Raw genomic sequence first — 22,919 nt, forward strand, 5'->3', positions numbered from 1 at the left:
GCGGGGTCTCGCGCAAGATCTGCAAGAACCCGGGCGACGTACCTGGCGCGGACTGGGTGCTGGTAGACCTCGGGTTCCTCGATTACCAGCAGGAGCCCTGGCTGGTCCGTGCTGACCTCCCGCGCCGGGCGTCGAGGAGAGCACGGAGCAGGGAGAAGACATACGCGCGCTGCACTCCGTGCCCCTGCCGCCCGATGTCGGCTTCGTGGCCCGACTCGACGATGCGGGCGCGGACGGGGGGCGGCGCCAGCGCCGGAACTCGCGGGTGCCAGGCCAGGGTCACCTGGGTGCCCGGTGCGAACGCGTTGATCTGCTCGGTGATGCTGGCGGACAACTCCTGAAGGCGGGGTCCCGCGCGCTCTGCGAGAATCTGCTCGTACGCCCGCGCGGTCTGCTCGGACAGCCCCGCGAGATCGCCATCGAGGTCGAGACCGGAGCGGACGGTGATCTCGACCAGCCGGCCGAGGGTGCTTCCCTTGCCGTCCGAGGCGTCATCGGCGGCGTCGCGCATCGCCGGGAGGACCAGCAGTTCCAGCATCCTGCTGAGGTCCCAGTCGCCGCCGCCGCCGAAGCGCAAAGTGGAGTCCGGCGCCATCTGGGTCGCGGCCTCCGGGTGGTCCCGTTCGAACGCGTCCAGCGCCTCCAGGGCTGCCTGCTTGTTGCTGTAGAGAGGCAGCCCGTCGCCCACCTCCACGCGTGCTTCGCCGTACAGCTCCTTGAGCCTCGCGGCCGGCACGCCGGAGGCCACGGCCGCACGCACCCCGGCGATGGCGGCACCTGCGCGCGCTCGCAGGACCAGCGCACCACCGCACGGCCATCAGGGCCTAGCACGCGGGACCGGGTGACCTTGAGGGTGCCGTCCGGGGACAGCCACGGCCGCAGCCGCTCCGCCCACTCCGCCGGCAGGTCGGTCAAGACGCCGGTGACGGACACCTCCGGATCGGCGATCCCGTCCGTGACGTCGTCGTCATCGAGGTCCACCTCGCCGAAGAGAAACTGCAACGCGCGAACAGTGCTCGACTTGCCCGCACCGTTCGCGCCAATGAGCGCGGTCAGGGGTTCGAACGACAACTCGAGCCCATCCAGACACCTCAGCCCTCGAACCGAGATCGCTGCCAGTCGAGCTGCCACACGCGTCCCTTCCTAGACGTCGGCCCGAGGATGCCACGGCGCGCTGACAGAAACTGCACCGTGAGCGGGTGCGGACGGCCGGAGTGACCGGCCGCGGCCGGATCCGCAACAGCCACGCTCGGAGCCCTCGCCCGAGGCCTCAGTCGCAGAGCGGAGTGATGTCAGCACCGTCTGCGACCATTCGACGGTGGCACCGACGCAAACAGGCCTCTACTTCGACGCAGAGGCGCAGCTGACCGTCCTCCCGCCCGGTGACCTCCAGCGCGGATTCGGCTTCGCCGTCTGGCGTGACGCGGCGCCGGCGTTCCGCCGCTTCATCCTGGCCCACACACACGACCTGAACCGCATCATCCCCGCCCCCGAGGAGGCGGATTGCGCAGCGTTGATCCCGGCGCTGCTGGCGCTCGTCCCCCGGCCCGACAACGACTACGACAGCCGCGCCATCGCCGTCACTGCACCACCTAGCCACGAAGGCGACGTCCTCGACCGCCACCTCGGCTACCTCTACGGAAAGTGGCTGCACCGGATGAGTCCACTCATCCAAGACCTCACCACCTACTCCCCCGTCCCGGTCGGCTGCCACGGCTACATCGAGCTGCACGAGCTCCGTGACTGGGACAACGCAGACGAGCCGTGGACGCCGTCCACGGACTGTCCCCCTCAGCCCGCCGGAGGAGGAAGCGCTCGGCTACCGCATTGGGGCCGTCCGGCTCCATTGGGCCTGGAGCGACGACCTCAAGCCCGTGATCTCCGATTACATCGACGACAAGATCCGGCAGGAGTACGCGGGTGGCCCCGCAGCCGACGCAGGACGTGGTCGCACGGAGGCTGAGCTACGTCAGGCTCATCTCGCTCGACGCGACTCCCGGCTGGTGGACGCTCGAACCGCCCACACCGCTGCGAGCAACGCTCGTAGCGAGATACGGGCGGCCCGGGACGCGGCAGCAGCAGAGCAAGGCAGAGTCTGGGCCACCTGGCGTAGCGAACCGCATGGGCGTCGCGGCCTCTCCGCAGTCACCACCCGAATCAGCTCCGGCGCCCGCCGCGTCCTCATCCTTGACCACCAGGGCGCTGAACTCGGTCAGTGGCACATGCCGCACGGTCCCCTGACCCTCGTCGACGAACGCCTCCGCGCAGACGCACAAGGGGCGCTTGAGGCACACGGAATCACCAGCCGCCCCAGCGCGGATCTCGATGGCCTGGAGGACTTCCCGAACGCCACCGTCATGATCCGCGGGTCCAGGTGGTCGGTGCGCAGCGTCCAGGACGGGCTCTCCCCGACCAGCTGTCGGAGATCGGCCGCTACGACCAGTACACCGAGGTCGTCACGGTCTACGCCAGACCCCACCGAGAGCCCGTCCAGACTCTGCTACGGCGCCACGGCGTCGAGGCGGACAGCGTCTGGGTGGTCGATCCTCCGGTTGAGCCCGGCGACGAACACGCCGCTGGTACGGAGGTCCTTCTCGAGTCGATCCAGCCGCGGCTTCGCAGCCGAGTCCGCGGCCACCTTCCCGCCGAGCACGCCGAAGTACTTCCGGTGCAGTGGGGCAAGGGGCCCGTCAGGGACCGTTCCACACACAAGGAGCTACGCGGCAACCCGTACTACGTGCGCGAACTCGGAACATTGCTCGGTGCCGCCGCCGACGAACTGCGGTCCGCGCGCTGCCGACTCTGCTACAACAACGCGCTGGCCGACCCGCATGGCCTGGCCTACTGCTTCGCTTGCGTCCGATGGGCCCAGGGCCGCCTGCTCCGCGACACCGGCACCGACGGGCCGTGGATTCACTCAGTGGTCTGGGCGCTGCGCCGCCTGGTCGAGATGGAGTTCTCCGGCCCTCCCTCGGTGGCGCAGCTCAATCGCTTGCACATCAGCGACCCGGACACCGCCGACGCAGCGATGCTCTGTCGCTTCCTCATCCCCCGCCCCGCCCTGGCAACTGAACGCGCCCGCTACTACAAGACGGCGCGCACCTGGGCCCAATGGCTCCACCTGGCCGGACTCTTGGGGAAGGGCCTCGCACCTCCCGAGGCACGATCACCGTGGCCACCGACGGGCACCCCTGCCGGTCCATGTTCGAGCGCCACATCGACGACTTCCTGCACCACCGAGGCATCGCGCACGACATCGAGCCTGCCTATCCGCGGCACGCGGACCTCAACACCACTGGCCTTCGCGCCGACTGGCTCCTTGACGACGGCACCTACGTCGAGGCGCTCGGCATGCCCGACGAGCCCGCATACGCGGCCAAGGTCGCCCGCAAGCGCGAGTTGGCCGAACACACCGGTATCCGGCTGATAACCCTCACGGTGGAGGACCTCACCCGACTCCCCGAGATCTTCGCTTTCTGGTTGCCAGCCGCCTAACCCGACGAGGTGACAAGCCGACAACGAGACGTGCCCTTGCCCGCCACGGCCGGGATCACGATCGGCCGATCGCGTGCCAGAAGTTGGTCTCGGTCATGATCCGGGTTCCGTACGAGCGCGCCTTCTCTGCCTTTCCTGACAGCGAGTCCGGGTCGGCGACAACGAGCACGTCGAGCGCTTTCGTGACGCGTTCGTGCACGATCAGCCCTGCTGCTCGCGCAAGTGCATGTGCCTGGTCGCGGGTGATGGGTTGCCCCTGGATGCGCGTCTGAAGTGCGCCGGTGAAGCACACGCCGAGCCCGCGGAGATCCTCGCTCTGACTTCGGTTCGGGGTTCGGGTCCGTGCCGCATGCAGGGCGGCAGCGATCTCGCCGACTCCGAATCCAAGTGCAGCCGCTACGTCCGCGAGGTCCTCGGCCTCAAGGTCGGTGACCACACCGTCCGCCAGCGCCGTCAGGGCCAGCGCCTCCAGGTAGTTCATGTGCGCGCGGTGCACGTCCGAGCGTGAGAGGCCCCATTCCCGGGCTGTGTCGGCGAGGCTGCGTACCTCCGCAGAGTCCAAGCGCCGGTCCTCCAGCGCGCGGGACAGCACATCCAGGTAGGCCGCGGTATCGGCTGGCACCGCCGCGCCGCTTACGTTGGGCGCCGGAAGATGCCGGATCAGGGTGACGAGTGGTGAGGCCTCCGGCCGGGGTCGCGGAGAGCGGGGTCGCACCAAGCCGCCGGTCGGCCAGACGGACCAGTTCGGCGGCTCGGGCCACACGTCGGGCACGCAGCCGAGGTCGGTCAGTGTGCCCTCGCCGGCGCGCCGCAGGTAGGCGGCCAGAAGGTCGGCTGTCGCGGTGGCGTCTCCTAGGGCCGTGTGCTCGCCCGGGTGGGTGAGCGACTCTGCTGCCAGGCAGTCGATCAGCCGGCCGCCCCCGAGGGCTCCCAACCGATACGACAGCGTGAGGGTGCACAGCGCCGGCCAGGTGGGCGGCACCGCCCCCAGGCGCGAGAACTCCGATGACACGAACCCCAGATCGAAGCGGGCGTTGTGGGCGACCACCACGGCCCCGTCGAGCCTGTCCGCGACATCCCCCGCCACGTCCAGGAACCTGGGCGCGTCGCGAACGTCGGCTCCGCGGATTCCGTGCACGTGCGTCGGGCCGAGGTCGCGCTGCGGATTCAGCAGCGTCGACCAGGAGTCCTCGATGGCGCCGTCCGGTGTGGTTCGGACGATCGCGATCTCCACGATCCGGTCATGGAGTCGCGGAGAGAAGCCCGTCGTCTCCACGTCCACCACCGCGAAGGGCGTGGTGCCGAGCTCCGGGCGGCGGTGCGGTCGTCGGCGGCCTCCAGCAGACGAGGTCGTCGCTGTCAGGCGGGGCGCGTCCGCCGCGGCGGGCCGGGCCACTTCGTCGTGCGCCGACGCGTTGGCGGTTGGCACCGACGATGGCGCCGCTGCGTAGACGCTGCGTGCGTCGTCCGATCGATCAGCGGCGACGTCGCGAGCCTCTTGCAGTAGCTGCCGTGCCGCCTCCCAGGCGCCTTCGACATCGAGGCTGCGTGCGGCGAAGCCCTCGTTGAGCAGCTCCTCACTGAGCTGGTCGTCGTACTTCTCCACGATCTTGTTGTCGACCCTGGCAGCCAGCTCGGCCGGCTCGGGGGCGCCCCGCTCGACCAGCTCGGCGAGGCGGCTCAACGCCTGCTCTCGCGTGCAGTTGCTCATGGTCAGGCAGACGCCGTCTTGGGCCACCTCAACGCCGGCAGCGGTCAGGGCCACCGCGAGCGTCGAGCAGATGCGGTCCCCGCGCCAGGGGAAGATCAACGTGTCCGCGCCGATGGTCAGCAAAGGGTCGGCCCCGAGCCCGTACCTGGCGAAGTTGTTGCGGCCCTCGGTGAGCAACTGGACAGCCGTCGCGTCCAGGTAGGCCGGCACATCGGCACTCAGGTACACGCGCCGCATCTCCTGGCGGATCCGGTCGGCGACCGCGGCGCCGGCGCCGGCGAACGTCGGTGGCCGTCCTCCAGACGACCGGATCAGTTCGATGACCTTCTCGTGCGAGTCGACCGCCAGCACCTTCCAGCGTCGTCCGCCGAAGATGAGCAAGGAGCCGGGCATCAGCGGATAGTCGACCGGCAAGGTCCCGAGCGTGCGACCGCTGGCGATGAGGCGGTACTCCTCGCCGGTGCGAAAGGCCGCGTAGAACGAGTAGTGATTGACCAAGCGCTCGCCGGCTTGCCCGTGCAGCAGCAGCCCGTCAGAAGCCTGCATCAGCAGGTCAACTCTCTCATCGGCGAGTGCACGCAGCAGTCGCTTGAACGTGTCGCGGGAGACGCCGGCGAAGGGGCCGGTTTCGCACAGCACCCGGTATGCCTCGAGCGGTGCGACCCCACCGTGCTGAGCGATCAACGACAGCAACTGCTGCACCAGCGTGGACAGGTGGAGTCCGCCTGAGTTCGGCGCCTCGTTCCACCGATCGAGCAGCAGGTTGACCATGGCGATGCTCTGGACGAGCTCGGTGCGCAACGCGTCAGACGGCGGTGTCTGGGGGCTCACCTGTGGCTCGGTGACGTACAGCCGCATCGTCGCGGCGCCACCGCGACGGCCCGAGCGGCCCAGCCGCTGCCGCATGCTCGCCACCGACTGGGGCGCACCTAGCTGAGCGATGGAGGTGACAGACCCGATGTCGATCCCCATCTCCAGGGTGGACGTGCAGATCGCACTGACGGGAGCGTCTCGGTCCTTCAGCCGGGCCTCGGCGAACTCGCGCAGTTCCCTGGAGAGGCTCCCGTGGTGCGGGATGAACTCGGTCGGGACGTGTTCACGCTCGGATCGACGCTGCAGCAGGTCCGCGTAGATCTCCACGTCACGTCGCGAGTTGGCGAAGACCAGGTTGTCGGTCCCGCGCAGCGTCCGGAAGAGATGATCGGCGATCGCCAGCTGATGCCCCTCGGTCACCTCTTCCGCTTCGACCTCCCGCCCGCTGGCCTCCACGTGCTCCGCCTGGCGTGCCGACAGCTGCGGCGGCAGCGCCTCGTAGCCGCGCACCTGCAGCTTCAGTTCGTGCGTGTCGTCCACCGAGGTGATCACGGTGACGCGAGGCCCACCGCCGGGGCGCAGGTACGCCGCCGCACCGTCCATGTCACCGAGCGTCGCCGACAGCCCGACTCTGGGCACGCGCCGCCGCACGGCCAGCTCCACCCGGTGCAGGAGCGACTGCAGCTGCATACCTCGTTCGGTTCCGAGGAACGAGTGCATCTCGTCGATGACGACGTAGCGCAGTCCGCCCAGGATCCTCGCGACTTTGGGGCCGTGAACGACGAGGAGCGCCTCCAGGGACTCCGGCGTGATGAGCAGGATCCCGTCGGGATCACTGAGCACCTTGGCCTTGCGTGAGCCGGGAACGTCCCCGTGCCAGCGATGGACCGGCAGGTCCAAGTGCTCGCACAGGACGTCGAGCCGGCCGTACTGGTCGTTGATGAGCGCCTTGAGCGGGCTCACGTACAGCGCCTGCACTCCGGTGACCGCAGGCTGCTGCTCAGTGCGCGCTTCCCTCCGCCCACGCGCGTCTGCCGCGCCTTCTCGCGCGGTCAGCAGGCTTGAGCAGATCGGGAGGAACGCCGCTTCGGTCTTCCCGGCGGCCGTCGCCGCGGAGATGATCACGTCCCGGTCGCCGGCGAGGATCGGTCGGACGGCGCGTTCCTGCGCGTCGCGCAGCTCGGCCCAGTTCTGCTCCCAGATCCATCGTTGGATGCGCGGGTGCAGCTCGACGAAGGCCGACGATTGATGGCCTGCGGCCTCGCCCGCTGTGCCGGTCATGCGCAGCGGCCTGTCACAGCCTGAACGTCGCGAGGTCGTCGTTCTCCGGTGACGATGCGGACGCGGAGCTCGACCCCACTGGTGGCTCGGTCTGGCCGTCCGACGCCTCAGTGGCGTCCGGGCGCGCGAAGCCGTCTTCCTCGGCCAGCGGCGCAAGATCGGGATTGGATTCGGCCACGAGATTCACCGCGCCGACCAGCGGCGCCCAGTCGGTTCCCGGGTTCTGCTCGAGTACGGCGAGCAGGTTCACGAACTCCTTGATGGTGGTTCGCGGTGTCCGGAAGTACGCGTCGCCGATGCGGCTGGAGCAGTGGGTCATGAAGGCGGTCAGGGCGTCGTCGGGAATCAGATAGGCGTTGGCGTCGCCGCCGGCGAACACGTGCCGCAGGCGGGTCAGGAGCAGGTAGAAGTCCTCGGGCGTCAGGTTGGCCAGGCGCAGGACGGGGCCGGAGTAGTCGACGAGGCCGCCTGTGGCGTACGTGTTCTCGGCCAGGCGTGACTGCAGCGCCGCGTACGAGTACAGGCCGCGCCGGGTGTCGAGCAAGAAGTCCGGGGTGCCGCCCAGGATGAACCCGAGGTGGGCGGCGGTTCCCTGCAGGCTGTCGTTCAGGATGCGCAGGATCTGTTCGTAGTTGGCGTTGCGCGCCTGCGTGTTCGCCAGCTTGTACAGGTTGACCATCTCGTCGAGGCACACCAGCAGACCGCCGAAACCGGCCATGACGACGAACCTGGCCAAGAGCTTGAGCTGGTCGTAGAAGTTGGCGTCATCGACGATGGTGCGCACGCCGAGCGCCGCCCGGGCGTCCGTTCGGGTGCTGAACTCGCCGCGCAGCCAGCGCACGGCGTCGCTCTTGAGCTGTTCGTTCCCGGTGTCGTGCCCGCGCCAGTACGCGCCGATGACCTCGGCGAAGTCGTATCCGCCGGTCAGCTCCGACAGCGATGCCAGCCGGGTGCGGATGACGGCGTCCGGCGTCGTCCCGGTGTCCCGCGCCTCGGTGAGCGCGGCGGTGATGAACCGCTCCACGATGCTGCCCATGGCCCCACCGTCGGGCTTCGCGCGGGTGGCGATGTTGCGCATCAGCTCGGTGTACAGGGACCGTGCCTGGCCGCCGGTGGCGTGCAGCCGTCGATCAGGTGACAGGTCGGCGTGCACCGTGACGAGCTTGCGTTCCATCGCGATCGACCGGACGAGGTTCAGGAAGAACGTCTTGCCGGAGCCGTACTCGCCGATGGCGAGGCGGAAGGCGGAGCCGCCGTCGGCGATCCGGTCGACATCGCTCAGCAGTGCCTTGACCTCCTCGGCCCGGCCGACCTGTACATGCTGCTGACCGACACGTGGGACGACACCGGCCCGGAGCGCCTGCAGGATCGCGTCACGTTCCCGCGGCCGGATCGTCGTGCCCACGGAAGTGGCGGGGGTCGAGCTCGTCATGCCTGCATCTCCTGGGCTACGCCGGGGTCGATCGTGATGGGGTCATCGCCGTCGACGAGCGGGTCACCAACCCGCTCGTAGGCAGCTTCGTTCAGGGTGTCGACAGCGCCGTCGGGCAGCAGGCCAAGACCGGCGCACTCGGCTTCGAGTTCGGCTCGGGCCCAATGGTCGCGGCCAGCCAGCACCGTCAGCAGCGTCGAGTGGGCAGCGTCGAGTCCAGCGATCGAGGGCCCCGTCGGGGCGGGCAGCGACGGTGGTGTCGGTTCCTCGTCGGCGAAGATGGACCCGAGCAGCGCGGTGACCGCGGAGGTTTCGGCGAGCTTGGCCGCGACCGCGGCCGCGTCCAGCTGCACGGGCGCGGCCGGATCGCGGGATGCGCCGAGGTCGGGTCGGGCGGCCGGAGCCGGTGGGATGGCGTAGGCAGGCGCGCCCGGCGCGGAGGCCCTCACGGTGACGGGCCCGGCCGCGGCGATCCTCACGCCACCGGTCGTAGCCGCGTGGACGCGGCTGTAGACCGATGCAGGGTCCAAGCCGAGCAGCTTGAAGATCTTCGTGAGGATCTTGATCTCTTCCGGGCTCACGTGCCCGTCCGTGGCCGCCACCGTGGTGAGGAAGTCCCCGATGTTCTCGCGCTGCCCCTGATCCAGTGCGGCGAGCCGTTTGGTGAGCCCGGTCAGCTTCACCGGAGTGGCCAGCAGCCAGCGCAGGTGAGCTTGCAATCGGGCGCGTTCGGCTGCCCCGAACCCCATCGCGGCCTCCAGGTGCGCCACGAGATGGGAGATCTCGGCATCGGAGGCGTGCCCGTCGGCGGTGCTGACTACGGACGCGAGGTGCATCAGCAGCGTCGCGGCCTGGTACTCAGGACTCGGAGAGGCGGGCTGGCCGGGTTCGGCGCGGAACAGCACCACAACGCCCGCCGGGTCCGGCACCGGCCCGCCGTGGCGCACGTCGGGTTCCAAGCCGATGCCGCGGGCGCTCAGCAGCTGTGCCAGCGTGACGGCCTCGGCCTTCGCGACCTTGCCCGGTGTCGCCAGGGGCCAGAACGCGAGCAGCTCACCGGCGTCAACGACCGCGCTGGCCTGCCCGTCGAGAGCGGCGTTGACGAACGAGTTGAGGCGGGCCAGCTCGTCGCCGCCGGCGTTGTCCGCGAGTTCCGGGGGCAGGAGCGCGGCCGCCGGCAGCGTTCCGCGCGCGTCAGGATTGCGTCCCAGGTAGCGGCTGTAGGCGTCAAGGTCCGCGGTGCACTCCTCGACGAGCGCGGCCAGCTTCTTGCTCGGGGTCGCCTGGGTCAGGACGTCGGGCAGCTTTGTCGACAACTCAGCTTGGCCGATTCCTGCACTGGCCGAGTAGTAGTCGAGCTTCAGCATCTTGGTCGTCGCCCTGACGGTGAGCCCGGGTCCGTGCTGTTGGGTGTACCTGGCACGGAACAGCGCTTCGAACTCGGCCGCACAGCGGGTTGCTGGGGTCCGCAGGTAGATCTCCGGGTGGTAGTGGGCCCACGCCAGCGCCCAATCGGCCGAGACCGGTGTCCCGTCGACCGCGAGCTCTCCCAGACCGACCCGCAGGGCCATCGGCACGTCCCAGGGGTTGCCGGTGCGGGCAGGGACGGAGACATCGCCGGTGCTCGTCGCGTAGAAGTCCAGCAACTGCAGGAACCGTGTCGCGTAGCCGCGAAAGGACCCGTTGTGCCCGTAGAGGTCGAGCAGTCGCCGAACCTCTGCAGCGATGGCCGGCAGCTCCCCACTGATGTCCTGGCCACGTGCAGCGTCGACGAGCACCCGACGTTCGAGGCCGTAGAAGAAGAGGAACGGCCAGCTGATCGGCGCGTTCGGTGCGCGTCGGCCGTCGGCCAGCCATGTCAGGTAGGCGGCCCGGGCGCCGGGCGTGATGTCGCTGTAGGAGGGCCAGTACCCGACGCTGGCAGCCGCCCAGTCGGGCCGGCGGAGATCCAGCGGCAGCCGCGGGTCGATGAGCGCTGGGTCCGGGCCGTGGCCGACGGCGGCCGGCAGCTGGCGACCGACGTAGAGCATCCCGCCCGGCAGGGTCAGCGAGCCCACTGTCACCGCAGCCCCCGGCGGGACCCACCCGTCCCTGCCAGCCCTACCGACCGCTGACGGAGGCGGCGGGCTGGGTGACCGTGGCGCCGCAGCTACCGAAGAACGCGGTGCCGACGACCCGAGGTTGGAGTCCGGAGTCGACGGCCTGACATTGGAGACCGGAGGCGCCGCGGGAGCTACGGAGGGCGCGCTTCGCTTGAACCAGTCCCGAAAACCCACTGCGTCCTGTCCGTGGCCGTGCCAAAGTCCCCACTGGTGGCCATCGAGAAGTCCCCGCTGATGGCCAGGTGAAGGTCCCCGTCCCTCGCTCGTCGTGTCGATCGTGAGCTGAGGCCCTGGGCGGTGACGGTGGCGGTGTCTAGCCAGTCACCGCACCGCCCAGGGGAGCTCCATTGAAGTCTGCGAGGGATGAGTTGGACGTCATCACCGCCTACCGCGAGGTGGGCAGCTACCGGGGAGCGGCCGCGATCTGCGGCACCACCCACAAGACGGTGAAGCGGATCATCGAACGGCACGAGGCCGGCGGGCAGCGCCCGGTCCGGCCGCCGCGGCCGGCGAACTATGAGGTCGTGCGCGATCTGGTGGCGGCACGGTCAAGAAGACGCACGGGCGGATCAGCGCCAAGCGGCTGCTGCCGACGGCGCGGGCGGCCGGGTATGAGGGGTCGGCGCGCAACTTCCGGCGGCTGATCGCGGCCGAGAAGAAGGCGTGGCGGCAGGCCAACGCCCGCAGCCGCCGGCCGGCGGTGTGGGCGCCGGGTGAGGTGCTGGCCATCGACTGGGGCACCCTCGGCGGGCTGCACGTGTTCTGCGCGGTGCTGGCGTTCTCCCGGGTTCGGTTCGTCCGCTTCGCCACCGACGAGCGCGCCGAGACCACCCTGGGGCTGCTAGCCGAGTGCTTCGAGGTCCTCGGCGGGGTGCCGAAGGTGGTGCTGGCCGACCGGATGGGCTGCCTGAAGGGCGGCGTGGTCGCCGACGTGGTGGTGCCGACCCCGGACTACGTGCGGTTCGCCGCGCACTACCGGTTCCGTCCGGACTTCTGTCGGGCCGCCGATCCGGCCAGCAAGGGCATCGTGGAGAACCTGGTCGGCTACGCCAAGACCGACCTGATGATCCCGCAGGCCCCGTTCGCCGACCTGACCGCGGCGAACGCGGCGGCGGCCGCCTGGTGCGACGAGGTCAACGGCGTCGTGCACTCGGAGATCGCCGCGATCCCGGCGGCTCGGCTGGAGACCGAACGGGAACTGCTGGGCGCGATGCCCTCGCTGCGGCCCAGCATCGGACGCACGACGCTGCGCAAGGTCGACAAGCTGTCCTGCGTGCGGTTCTCCTCGGCTCGCTACTCGGTGCCGACCGCGCTGATCGGCACCCAGGTCGCACTGCTGGCCGCCGACGGCCGACTCACCGTGGTGGTGCCGGGCACCGGTGAGGTCGCCGCCGATCACGCCCTCGTCGCGCCGGGCGAGGCCAGCGTGCTGGATGAGCACTACGGCGGCCCCCGCCGGGCACCGCAGCGGGCGGCCCGCCCGAGGACGGCGGCGGAGAAGGCGTTCTGCGCCCTCGGCCCGGTCGCCGAGCAGTGGCTGGTCGGCGCCGCCGCGGCCGGCAACACCCGCCTCGGCCCCGAACTGGTCGAGCTGGCCGCCCTCGAGGCCTCCCACGGCCGCGAGGCGCTGACCGCCGCGCTCGGTCGAGCGGTCGCCTTCGGCCGCTGGCGCGCCGCCGACGTGCGTTCGATCCTGGCCGCCGGCGCCGGAGTCGCCGATGTCCGCCCCGCCGGGGAAGCCCTGGTCATCCCGCTGCCAGCCACGGCCACCCGGCCGCTGGCCGCCTACTCCCTGGACAGCCTGCGCGGCGGGGACCACTCCACTGACGGCTCGGCCGCGGCCACCGGGGCGGGGGCATGACCGCCACCGCACCGGCGCCGCTGCCGGCCGACCTGGAGGGCGGGCTGCGCCGGCTCAAGCTCGCCGCGATGCGCTCACTTGCCCCCGAGCTGCTGACCACCGCCAAGACCCAGCGCTGGGCACCGGAAGAGTTGCTTCGCGCCCTGGTCGAGGCCGAGATCGGCGCCCGGGACGCCTCCAACACCCGGCTGCGGCTGAAGGCCGCCGGCTTCCCGATGCTCAAGACGATCGAGGAGTTCGACCTGACCGCGAGCAGCATCCCCGCTCCGACCTGGGCCTACCTGACCAGCCTGGAGTGGATCCGCGCTCGGGAGAACCTCTGCCTGGTCGGCCCGGCCGGCACCGGCAAGAGCCACACCCTGCTCGCCCTCAGCCACGCCGCCGTGCTCGCCGGGCACCGAGTCCGCTACTTCACCGCCGCCGACCTGGTCGAGAACCTCTACCGCGGCCTGGCCGACAACAGCGTCGGCCGGGTCATCGACACACTGCTGCGCAACGACCTGATCATCGTCGACGAGGTCGGCTTCGCGCCGCTGGACGACACCGGCACCCAGCTGCTGTTCCGGTTCGTCGCCGCCGCCTACGAACGCCGCGCTCTGGGCATCGGCTCGCACTGGGCCTTCGACCAGTGGGGCCGGTTCCTGCCCGAGCACACCACCGCCGTCAGCCTGCTCGACCGGTTGCTGCACCACAGCGTCGTCATCGCCACCGACGGCGAGTCCTACCGGATGCGCCAAGCCCGCACCCGAGGAGGTGACCGCCCCACCACACGCTGATCAACCGCGAGGGGCGGGGACTTTCACCTGGCCACGAGCGGGGACCTCAGCTTGGCCGTTGACAGCGTCCCCCGCGTTCCGAACCCGCCGTCGCGGCGGGGTGCCTGTCTGCGACAAGCGCAGGCTAGTCACCCAGGCCGCCGTACGGGATCAGCACATCACGTGGGGACGACAGTTTCGGAACAGCCCCCGGACCGGTTCCAAATCTCGTCTAGCCACCTCGCCTTGTCGACAGCCGCGACCAGTCCAATCCGCATCCACCGGCGCTGGACTCAGCGCGGCGCTCAGGACCTCACACGGCCTTGGCCCGCTGACCATGACCAACCGCCCTAGGTGGCCGCGATCCAGCCGCTCAACTACGCCGGGCCAACACTCGCTTCCCCGGCGGGTCCGGGATCTCAGCTGCCCGGCACTCCGGCGAGAACGCTGACCGTCAGCGGGCTGGCCTTCCCGATGTCGAATGCGGCGCGTTCCACCACGTCCGGCTCACACTCGCCCCAGGCCCTCGCCCACCCGTGCAGCAGTTGCAGGTAGTCGAGGTAGTCCTGGGTGCTCACCTGCACGTAGGGGCAGCGTTGGCCCGTGAGTCGCTGGACCGCGATGCCGGTGTTCTTGTCAAGGATCAGCGGCTGCGGTTCCGACGGCACACGCCGGTAGCCGGCGAAGTACAGGAACTTCGTGCCGAACGCGGGCCCGAGGTGCGCGATCCGCTGATCGCCGTGCAGCAACGCCGTGAAGGCGTCGGACGTGCCTTTCGTGGCCAGGATTCCGGTCACGGCTGCGAGCTTGCGCGCGATCTCCTCGACGTCGGTAAAGGCCCGGAGTCGGCGGCTGACCTCACGGCCGGACGCGCTGCCCCACGCGGCCGCGGCGACGTAGGTGTGTACCGCGCCGACCGGCGTGTGCGCTTCCTCGGCCAGAGCGAACACATCACGGCGCCGCACCGAGATTGTGTGAATGCCCGTGTCGCGAAAGGCCGGCGGCAACCACTGCGGAGGCAGCCCGGCCCGCCAGGCCGCCAGCGACACGGTCGTCGCCTGGTCGAGCACAACGGCGTGGCGATCGGGAGCAGGTCCGCGAAACGGGAACGTCGACTGGTCGCTCACGTCCCCTCCCCGGACAGGGGGCGCCGCAAGCCGCTGGCACGCACCACCTGCCGGCCGACGGCCGCGCGCACCGCGTCCTCCGAGCCGATGACCCGCACGCGACGACTGGCCCGAGTCACCGCGGTGTAGAGCAGCTCGCGGGTGAGCAGCGGCGACGTGGCTGGGGGCAGCAGTGCGGTGACTGCCTCGAACTGGCTGCCCTGGCTGCGGTGCACGGTCAGCGCGTGCGCCGGGCTGACCGCTGACAGCCGGGACAGCGGCACCAGAGCCGGTCCGGCGCCCCGCAGGAACGCGGCCCGCGGCCCGTCGGGCGTGCGCACGACAACGCCGGTGTCGCCGTTCCAGAGCTTGTTCTCGTAGTCGTTCGCGGTGACGATCAGCGGCAGCCCGGGCCCCCACTCCCCCGCCGCCGCACCGGTGAGCCTGCCGACGCGGTCGTTCCACGCGGAGACGCCGAAGGGTCCGTGCCGGTGCGCGCACAGCAGCCGGTGCCGGCCCAGCAGCATGAGGCACCGGTCGGCATCACCGGCCTCCGCCGCGGCACGCATCTCTCCGGCCACATCACGGACCTGCTCCTCGAGCACCGCGGTGCTCGAATCCAGGACGAGACCGTCACCGCCATCCAGCAGCTCCAGGACCCGATCGGCGTCGCCCGTGCGCACCGCCTCCGCAAGCCCGGCGATGTTCGCGCCGTAGCGCTGCGACACACGCAGCCGCACGACGCCGTTGCGCAGCTGCCGACGGTCGTCGTCGGAGAGGTCGGCCGCGTCGACTGCCGCCTCCGCGGGAACGCCGTCTACTGCGCCGGCCGGTGCGGGCCGCTGCACCAGGTCGCTGAGCACCGCACCGGCGTCCACCGGTGTCAACTGATCGGGGTCGCCCACGAGGACGAGCCGCGCCGTGGGCCGTAGCGCCTCGAGCAACCGCGCCATCATCGTCAGCGACACCATCGAGGACTCGTCCACGACGACGATGTCGAAGGGCAGCCAGTTGGTCGCGTCGTGCCGGAATCGGCTGCGGCTGTCGGGCCGCCACCCGAGCAAGCGGTGGAGCGTCTGCGCGGTGAGGTCCAGCGGCAGGCCCACCGCGGCAGCCTGCTCCAGCACCGACTCCTGCAGGCGGGCGGCTGCCTTGCCGGTGGGTGCGGCCAGCGCGATGCGCGGCGGCGGACCGGGTTGGTCGAGCAGCAGCCGCAGCAACCGGGCGACGGTGTGCGTCTTGCCGGTGCCCGGCCCTCCGGTGATCACGCTGATCCACCGGCCGGCGGCTACCGCGGTCGCCAGCCGCTGCAGGTTCGGTGCCGGTCCGGCGAACAGCGTCGGCAGTGACGCGAGGTTCACCGTCGGCGCCGGCCGGGCGGCGCGTTCGTCGAGCGAGCGGCGGACCTGCTGTTCCTGCTGCCAGTACCGGTCGAGGTAGAGCAGCCCGTCGACCAGCCGCAGCGGCCGCCACGGGGCATCAGCCCCGACGGCGACCACCGGGCTGTCGTGCAGCGGTGACCAGTCCTGCGGCCAGGTGAGCTCGACCGGTTCGGCGTCCTCGTCGGGCACCACGGAGCCGGCGACGGTGGCGAGCTCCACGCACACCGAGCCGGCGCGGACACCGCGTACGGCGAGTGCTGCGGCGAGCAGCACCGTCTCGTGCTGTTCACCACCCAGCCGGGCCAGCCGCAGGGCGACGTGCACGTCGGCGGCGGTGAGCACGCCGGCCTCGGCGAACTGCCGCAGCAGACCGTCGGCACGGACCGGGATCACGGTCGCCCCGCCAGCAGGTCCGAGAGCTCAGGCACCAGCCCGGCCGGTGGAATCCAGGTGAAGACACCCGCACCAAGCGGGGTGGCCGCGCCCGCCATGCCACGGACGAACAGGTACAGCACCGGCCCGATGTGCCGGTCCGGGTCGTATCCGGGCAGCCGCCAGCGCAGGTAGCGGTGCAGGGCCACGCAGTAGAGCAGCGCCTGGAGCACGTAGTGAGCGCGCTGCATCTCCTCGGCCATGGCCTCTGGGCGGTAGTGCCACGTGGTCAACGGCTCGGCGCCGAGCCGGTTGGTCTTGTAGTCGACGACGGCGAAGACCGGTCCGGGCAGCCGGAGGACGGCGTCGATGCTGCCGGTGAGAAATCCGCGCAGCGCCTGCGGAGTCACTGCGGCCAGCAGGTCGGGGTAGCCGGCGAGCGGCCCCAGGTCGTAGCGCCGCAGCAGGTCCACGACGTCGGCCAACGTTGCGTGCGGCACGGCGTCGTCGCCACCGGCCAGCGGCAGCTCGAAGTCGAGTTCGGCCAGCCTGTCGGCGGCGGCGATCGCGGCCAGTGGGAGCCCGAGGTCCCCGAGCGGGGTGGCGAGCACCGGCCGCAGGCCGGCCGCGAGCGCCTCGGCCGTGACGCCGGGCACGAGGTGGCGGGCGACCGCCTGGGCGCACCGCTCATCCAGCGCCTTGGGGTCGAGGTCCTCCATCACGGCGTGCACGAGGGTGCCGAAGGCCGCCCCGCCGGGAAGATCGGTGAGCGGGGACGCCAGCGCGTCGGTGGGCGGCGCCTCGAGCGAGGTCTCCGTGTCGCGCTCGTCGTCCGTGCCCGGAAGGTCGGGCTCGCTGGCGAAGTGCTGTTCGTGCGCCGCGTCGTGGGCACTGCGCGTGAGCGCGCTGTAGGAGGTCCGCCGCCAGTCGTCGTCGAGCGTGCGCGTGAAGCTGCTGACCGACAGCTCGGGAGCCGGCGTGCGCGGCGGCTCCCAGCGCGGCACCGCGCGGCCACTCACGTCGGCGACCTCGATGCGGCCGGCGGACCGGGCCGACAGCGCGGCGAGGGCGGCCGCGACGTCGTCGTCGGCGGGCGGCTGCACGCGGGCGGCCGGCTCGGCGCCCGGACCGGCCGCGCCGAACAGCAGCCGGTTCAGTGGAGCGGCGGCGGTGTTGCTGCTGGGCGCCCAGTGGGCGATGACCTGGCAGCGGGCGCGGGTGAGCGCCACGTACAGCAGCCGCAGGTCCTCGCCGGACTCCTCGGCCTCGTGCCGGCCGCGCGCTTCGGCGTAGCCACGGCCGGCCGTCCCGCCGACGTCGAGCACTCGCTGCCCCTGGTCGTCGTGCAGCCGCAGCACCTGCGGGTTGTCCGGGGTCCACCGGTCCCAGCCGAAGGGCACGTAGACGACGGGAAACTCCAGGCCTTTGCTCACATGGACGGTCATGATCTGGACGGCGGCCGCGTCGGATTCCAGACGCCGGCTGCGCTCATCGGCGCCCTCGACCGAGGCCTGGGCGATGCGCCGCCGCAGCCACTCGACGAGCGCGGTCAGGCCCAGCGACTCGCGCTGCGCCGCCGCGTGCAGCACCTGGCCGATGTGCCGCAGGTCGGTGAGCACCCGCTCTCCGTCCGGCCGGGCCAGCGCGCGCTCGGGCAGACCGGTCTCGGCGGTCAGCGCCTCGAGGCAGGCGGCCACCCCGCGGTCGCTCAGTACGTCCGCCCACCGGCGCAGCTGCGGGCCGAGCTCGTCGGCGATCTCATCGCCTACGGCGCCCAGGGAGTGCTCGTCGTGCCCGAGGAAGATCGACAGCGCTGCGGAGCGCACCCGGCCGGCCCGGTGCGGCTGCTCCAGCGCCTCCAGCAGGCGCAGCCAGGAAGTGGCGCTCGGTGTGGAGAAGACGCTGCCGCCGCCGGCGAACACGGCCGGCACCCCGGCGCGCCCCAGCGTCTCGCGCACGAGGTGTCCCTGGGCGTTGGTGCGCACGAGCACCGCCAGATCGCCGGGGCGCACCGGCCGCCCCTCGTACTGAGAGTCGCCGGACAGCAGGTCGACGACGTCGGCCGCCACGTCACAGGCGACGGCGTCGCGGAGCCGGGCGACCGAGGGCAGGCCCTGCCACATCCGGCCGTGGCCGGTGCGCTCCAGCCGCCGCAGACGCAGCGGTGCACCGGCCCCGGTGAGCCGCGCCTCCGGATGGGCCGCGTCGACAGGCCGGACGACGATCCGCTCGTGCCCGAGGGCTGCGCCGCCGAAGAGCAGGTCCAGCGCGCCCAGCAGCGGCGCGTCGCTGCGCCAGTTGGTGCCGAGGGTTGCCTCGGTGGTCGCCTCGGCAGCGGCGGCAAGGTACGTGGTGACGTCACCCCCGCGGAAGGCGTAGATCGCCTGCTTGGGATCGCCGATCAACACGAGCGTGGTGCGGCCGTGGAACGCGCGCTCCAGGATCTCCCACTGCACCGGGTCGGTGTCCTGGAACTCGTCCACCATCACCACCCGGTACCGGGCAGCCACCCGCTCGCACGCCACCGGCCCCGAGGTGTCGTCGGTGAGGGCGTCGCGCAGCAGCGAGAGCCAGTCCTCGTAGTCGACCAGCCCCACGGCCCGCTTGCGGCGCTCCACCTCGCGGCGGACGGCGGCCGCGGCGCGGCGGCGCCGGCCGGCCTGCCCCTCGTCGGTCAGCGGCCACAGCGTCGCCTGCCGGTCGCTGCCCACCGCACGGCGGCCGAGTTCCAGCAGCTCGGCGTGGGAGAGGAAGGGCGGGTCGGCGGAGCCGGCGAAGGTGCGCACGTAGAGGTCGTCGACTACCTCGCGCACGAGGTCGTCGATGTCCTCGACGAACACGGCAGTGGGGTCGGCGTCGGCTGCCATGCCGAGCCCAGCCAGCATCTGCGAGCAGAACGAGTGGGTGGTGGCGATCGTCGCCTCGTCGAAGCCGGCCAGCGCCCGAGCGAGCCGCTGCCGCCGGCGCTCCACCTCGTCGTCGGGTACGTCGGCGAGCAGTTGCAGGATCGGGTCGCGCTCGTTCCTCCGGGCGGTGTCGGGGTCGCGCAGGCCGCGCTCGGCGGACACCAGGCGCTCACGCACCCGGTCACGGAGTTCGCGTGACGCGGCGTTTCCGAAGGTGACCAGCATGATCTGTGACAGCTCGGCCGCTCCCTCGGCGACGTAGCGCGCGGTGAGCGCGGCGATGGTGAACGTCTTGCCGGTGCCGGCGCTCGCCTCCAGCACCGTCGTGCCGGTCGGCAGCGGGCCGCAGACATCGAAGGCGTTCACGAGAACTGCTCCGCCGCGCGGATCGGCGTCCAGAGCCGGCAGGCCAGCGCGCCGAAGCGGGTGGTCTCGCCGGCCCACTGCTCCCCGTCGCCGGGCTCGGCCGCGACGAGCTGCTCGAACGCCGGCTTGTCGCCCCACACGTACTGGTGGGACCGGTCCTCGCGCTCTCCGCCGGAGTCGCGGTTCCACTCCTTGCGCGCGGTGTCGAGCGCTCGCTCGGGCGGCCTGCCGTCCAGCCGCTCCCCGGCGTACGCCCAGGAGGTCTTCACGGCCATCGGAAGCGGCTCGCACATCCCGCGGTCGTACAGGTCCACCAGATCGGTCAGCGCGGTCACCGGGTCGGGCGGCGCCGTGATGGTCGACGTACGCGCCCGGTCACGGGAGCGGCCAACCGTGATCGCCCGCCCCGCGCCCTCCGCGGCCGCCAGGGCCAGCGCAAGCACCCAGCCCCGCGCCCGGTGCTTCGCTGACAGGCTGGAGTAGGTGACGGTGACCACCGCGCCATCGCGCACCCCGTTGACCGTGCCGGAGAGTTCCCGGCCACCCAGATCGAGCCGGACATCGACCGTCCGGGGCATGGGGGCAACAGCGGTGCGGCCGGCGGCGACCAGGGCGTCGACGCGGCCGCCGACCCGCTGCAGCACCTGCTCCCCCAGGCCGCGTGGTGGCAGCGTGCCGCGGAGCCACTCGGCCAGCCGGGCGTCCTCGGGGCGGGTGCCGCGCAGACCGGCGGCCAGCAGGCGCTCGCCCACCGCCCACTCCTGCAGGCCATCGAGGGTGGAGGCGAGCGCGTCGGCGATCTCGTCGTCCTCACCGGGCAGCGTGATGCGCAGCCGCTGCCGCAGGTAGGCCTTGACCGGGTGCTCGACGAAGGCGACCAGGTCCTCCAGGGCGACCGGTCCGGTCAGCGGCCCGAGCGGGCGGCGCTCGGGCTCCGGCTCGCGGGGCCGCACCGAGCGGCGGGCGCCGGCCAGGCTCACCGGGTCGAAGCTCGGCGGCGGTGTGCCGGTGAAGGAGCGGACGTCGTAGGGCTGCAGCGGGTGCCGGGTGACGATGTCGGTGCGGGCGCCGGGCACCATCGCGTCGACCACGTCGAGGAGCTCACCCAGCGGAACGGCCGGCGGCCGCCGGGCGCCGCTGACCGGGTCGGCGCCGGTGTAGAGCACGACCAGCCGCTCGCCGGCCGCCATGAGGGCGTCGAGCAGCAGCTGGCGGTCCTCGCTGCGAACGTCCCGCTCCCCAACACACGGGTCGCGGGCCAGCACGTCGTCGCCGTCCATGCCGGCCGTGCGGGGGAAGACACCGTCGTCGAGGCCGAGCAGCAGGACGACGCGGTGCGGCACCGACCGCATCGGCACCAGCGTGCAGACCGTCAGGTTGCCGGTGCGGAAGTTCGCCCGGGTGGGACGCCCGCGCAGGCGATCGGCCATCAGCGCACGCACGTCCGCGAGCCGGATCAAGGCGACGCCGCCCTCCCCGGCCTCGGCCAGCTCACGCCGGGCCTGCCCGAGCTGCCAGGCGTCCGCGGGGTCGGTGTCGGTGAGCAGGTCGAGGGCGCCGGTCAGGGTGTCGATCCAGTGCCCGGCCGGGTGTTCGCCGCTCAACGCCGTCAGCACGTCCTCGAGCCGGTCGAGCAGCTCGGCAAGCCGCCCGGCCAGGTCGATGTCGCTGCTGTCGACGTCATCCAGTGGCAGTGCGCGGTCGAGCCAGACAGGCTCGTCCTCGGACGTCGTCACCCCGAGCAGGACGCGGTCGAGGCCGGCCTGCCAGGTGTTCTGCGCGACCGAGTCCAGCCCGAACGGACGCCGGGTGGCGGCGTCGATGCCCCACCGGACGCCGGACTGTGCCACCCAGTCGCGCATGCGCTCCAGATCGTCGTCGGTGAAGCCGAACCGGCGCCGCACGCCAGGAGTGGCCGCGAGGTCGAGCACCTGGCTGGCGGTGACCCGGCTCTGCGCGAGGTCGAGCAGCGCGGCCACAGTGTCCAGCAGCGGATTCGTCTGGCGCAGGCTGCGGTCGGCCAGCCGCACGCGGAGGGCGCCGCCCGGGTGTGGTGATTCCGGACCGAGGCCGAAGGCGGCCGAGATCAGCGGCGCGAACGTCTCGACGTCAGGACACATGACGAGGACGTCGCGCGGCTCGAGGCTTGGGTCGTCCTGGAACATGCGCAGCAGCAGCTCACGCAGCACCTCGACCTGCCGGCCCGGACCGTGGCAGGCGTGCACCTGCAGGCTGTCGTCGAGGTCGGCGCCGCCTGGGGAGACGTCATCTCGGAGGTCAGACTGGAGGCGGCCGAGCAGGGTCGCCGGCCGGTCGGCGTCCTGATGGTGCTCGTCCTCGTGCGGCGGAAGGCGCAGCTGCAGCTCACGGACGTCGCGAGCGAGACTGCGCAGCAGCGGATGGTCAGGCAGCGTCGCCGTGTCGTCCTCGCGCCGGCGACCGGCGGCACGGCCCTCGAGCCGCCTCCACAGCACCGGGCTGGGATGCGGCAGCCAGAGGTGCACGTCGCGGTGCTCGGCGAGCGCGCCCAGCACCGCCAGCGCATCGGCGTGCAACCGGGTCGGCCCGAAGATGCTGATCCGCTCCGGCAGGTCGGACAGCGCGGGGTCGGCGCGCAGCGCGCCGCACTCGTCCTCGAGCCGCTCCGCCGGGCTCGGCCCCAGCCGATCGCGCAGCCGCCGCCACAGCTCCGCCTGCCAGATCAGGTCTTCCGGCAGGGGCTCGTGGCCATCGGTGTCGCGACCGTCGGCCCAGTCCCGCAGCATCTGCGGGCGGTGCGCCCCGTAGGAGCGGAAGAGTCCCGCGAGCCGAGCCGCGGCGGCCCACCGGCGGCCGCGGCGGTGATCGTCGGCGCCGTGGCCGAGGTGCTGCGCGAGGACCCGGCACCACGGCTCACCCAGGTGCGCGTCGACCACTTCGAGCAGCGGCCACACCGGGTCCACCCAGGGGTCGTCTCGCAGGTCGGAGCCGCGCGCCGCAGCCAGAGCCTCGTCGACCAGCCGACCCGCCGACGGGAAGACGACGCCCGAGCAGATCCCATCGCCGGCAGGCCCGGCGCCGAGCACGGTGGACAGCCGCTGCGCCAACCACCGCTCCACGCCCTTCGCCGGGACAGCGACGACCTCGGACGCGAAGGGGTCGGCCAACGGCGTCGCGAGGACAGCCGCCAACCCGTCGGCGAGACGCGCCGATCGTTCGGCCCGGTGGACATGGAGCACCCGAGTTGTCTACCGGACCGGTGCGACAGAACGCGCGGTACGACTCACTCCGGGTGACAGGACGGGCTCGGTGATACCCCCAGAGGACCGCGGCCGGGGCCCGGGCGCCGTGACGCCGT

The 22,919-nt window shown here is 71.8% G+C and carries 11 protein-coding genes and 3 pseudogenes; 4 read left to right on the forward strand and 10 right to left on the reverse strand.

The window, feature by feature from the left end; translation table 11 throughout:
* Window positions 1-11 precede the first annotated feature (11 nt).
* The 3 genes and pseudogenes from MVA48_RS24140 to MVA48_RS24145 form a co-directional block, all read right to left on the reverse strand.
* Window positions 12-92: pseudogene (locus MVA48_RS24140) on the reverse strand (hypothetical protein); the annotation flags it as partial.
* On the reverse strand, window positions 83-760 hold the full coding sequence (locus MVA48_RS10315; protein ID WP_246988516.1) for a hypothetical protein: 678 nt from the start codon (window positions 758-760) through the stop codon (window positions 83-85). The pseudogene MVA48_RS24140 and the gene MVA48_RS10315, both read right to left, overlap by 10 nt.
* Before the next feature lie 179 nt (window positions 761-939).
* A pseudogene (locus tag MVA48_RS24145) lies at window positions 940-1,131 on the reverse strand (AAA family ATPase); the annotation flags it as partial.
* 187 nt (window positions 1,132-1,318) lie between these two features.
* Here MVA48_RS24145 and MVA48_RS10320 point away from each other — a divergent pair.
* Both MVA48_RS10320 and MVA48_RS10325 read left to right on the forward strand, forming a co-directional pair.
* Window positions 1,319-1,963, forward strand: coding sequence for a hypothetical protein (locus MVA48_RS10320; RefSeq protein ID WP_246988518.1), 645 nt, complete (start codon window positions 1,319-1,321; stop codon window positions 1,961-1,963).
* Window positions 1,964-3,171: 1,208 nt separating this feature from the next.
* Entirely contained in the window at window positions 3,172-3,495 is a 324-nt protein-coding gene (locus tag MVA48_RS10325; RefSeq protein WP_246988520.1) for a hypothetical protein, read from the forward strand.
* A gap of 55 nt (window positions 3,496-3,550) precedes the next feature.
* Here MVA48_RS10325 and MVA48_RS10330 read toward each other — a convergent pair whose 3' ends face one another.
* Genes MVA48_RS10330 through MVA48_RS10340 form a run of 3 tightly spaced genes read right to left on the reverse strand, consistent with a single transcriptional unit; the run spans window position 3,551 to window position 11,008 of the window.
* The gene (locus tag MVA48_RS10330; protein WP_246988522.1) at window positions 3,551-7,300 is read right to left on the reverse strand and encodes a DEAD/DEAH box helicase; all 3,750 of its coding nucleotides are present in this window, start codon (window positions 7,298-7,300) and stop codon (window positions 3,551-3,553) included.
* Between the two features lie 13 nt (window positions 7,301-7,313).
* Window positions 7,314-8,732, reverse strand: a complete 1,419-nt coding sequence (locus MVA48_RS10335) for an ATP-binding protein (RefSeq protein ID WP_246988524.1) — start codon at window positions 8,730-8,732, stop codon at window positions 7,314-7,316.
* A complete protein-coding gene (locus tag MVA48_RS10340) occupies window positions 8,729-11,008 on the reverse strand; it encodes a TerB N-terminal domain-containing protein (RefSeq protein ID WP_256461146.1) in 2,280 nt (759 codons plus the stop codon). The genes MVA48_RS10335 and MVA48_RS10340 overlap by 4 nt, the downstream gene beginning before the upstream one ends.
* A 173-nt stretch (window positions 11,009-11,181) precedes the next feature.
* Between MVA48_RS10340 and istA the strand changes: the two are divergent.
* Window positions 11,182-12,695 (forward strand): annotated as a pseudogene (gene istA / locus MVA48_RS10345) (IS21 family transposase).
* Entirely contained in the window at window positions 12,692-13,471 is a 780-nt protein-coding gene (istB, locus tag MVA48_RS10350; protein WP_246980964.1) for an IS21-like element helper ATPase IstB, read from the forward strand. The pseudogene istA and the gene istB overlap by 4 nt, the downstream one beginning before the upstream one ends.
* A gap of 398 nt (window positions 13,472-13,869) precedes the next feature.
* Here the strand turns inward: istB and MVA48_RS10355 are convergent, their stop codons facing one another.
* The 4 genes from MVA48_RS10355 to recC are packed head-to-tail and all read right to left on the reverse strand — an operon-like array spanning window position 13,870 to window position 22,800.
* Window positions 13,870-14,577, reverse strand: coding sequence for an 8-oxoguanine DNA glycosylase OGG fold protein (locus MVA48_RS10355; RefSeq protein WP_246988526.1), 708 nt, complete (start codon window positions 14,575-14,577; stop codon window positions 13,870-13,872).
* Complete coding sequence (recD, locus tag MVA48_RS10360) at window positions 14,574-16,331, reverse strand: exodeoxyribonuclease V subunit alpha (protein ID WP_246988528.1); 1,758 nt, start codon at window positions 16,329-16,331, stop codon at window positions 14,574-14,576. Before recD ends, MVA48_RS10355 begins: the two co-directional genes overlap by 4 nt.
* Window positions 16,328-19,582 carry a UvrD-helicase domain-containing protein gene (locus MVA48_RS10365; RefSeq protein WP_246988530.1) on the reverse strand — a complete coding sequence of 1,085 codons (3,255 nt, stop codon included), beginning with the start codon at window positions 19,580-19,582 and terminating at the stop codon, window positions 16,328-16,330. The genes recD and MVA48_RS10365 overlap by 4 nt, the downstream gene beginning before the upstream one ends.
* The gene (recC, locus tag MVA48_RS10370; protein WP_246988532.1) at window positions 19,579-22,800 is read right to left on the reverse strand and encodes an exodeoxyribonuclease V subunit gamma; all 3,222 of its coding nucleotides are present in this window, start codon (window positions 22,798-22,800) and stop codon (window positions 19,579-19,581) included. The genes MVA48_RS10365 and recC overlap by 4 nt, the downstream gene beginning before the upstream one ends.
* Window positions 22,801-22,919 lie beyond the last annotated feature (119 nt).

It is taken from the genome of Blastococcus sp. PRF04-17, from assembly GCF_023016265.1.
Classification (GTDB): domain Bacteria; phylum Actinomycetota; class Actinomycetes; order Mycobacteriales; family Geodermatophilaceae; genus Blastococcus_B.

Coding starts and splice junctions, on each gene's coding strand:
- MVA48_RS10330 (WP_246988522.1), bottom strand. CDS start 7,300: ATGACCGGCACAGCGGGCGAGGCCGCAGGCCATCAATCGTCGGCCTTC.
- MVA48_RS10335 (WP_246988524.1), bottom strand. CDS start 8,732: ATGACGAGCTCGACCCCCGCCACTTCCGTGGGCACGACGATCCGGCCG.
- istB (WP_246980964.1), top strand. CDS start 12,692: ATGACCGCCACCGCACCGGCGCCGCTGCCGGCCGACCTGGAGGGCGGG.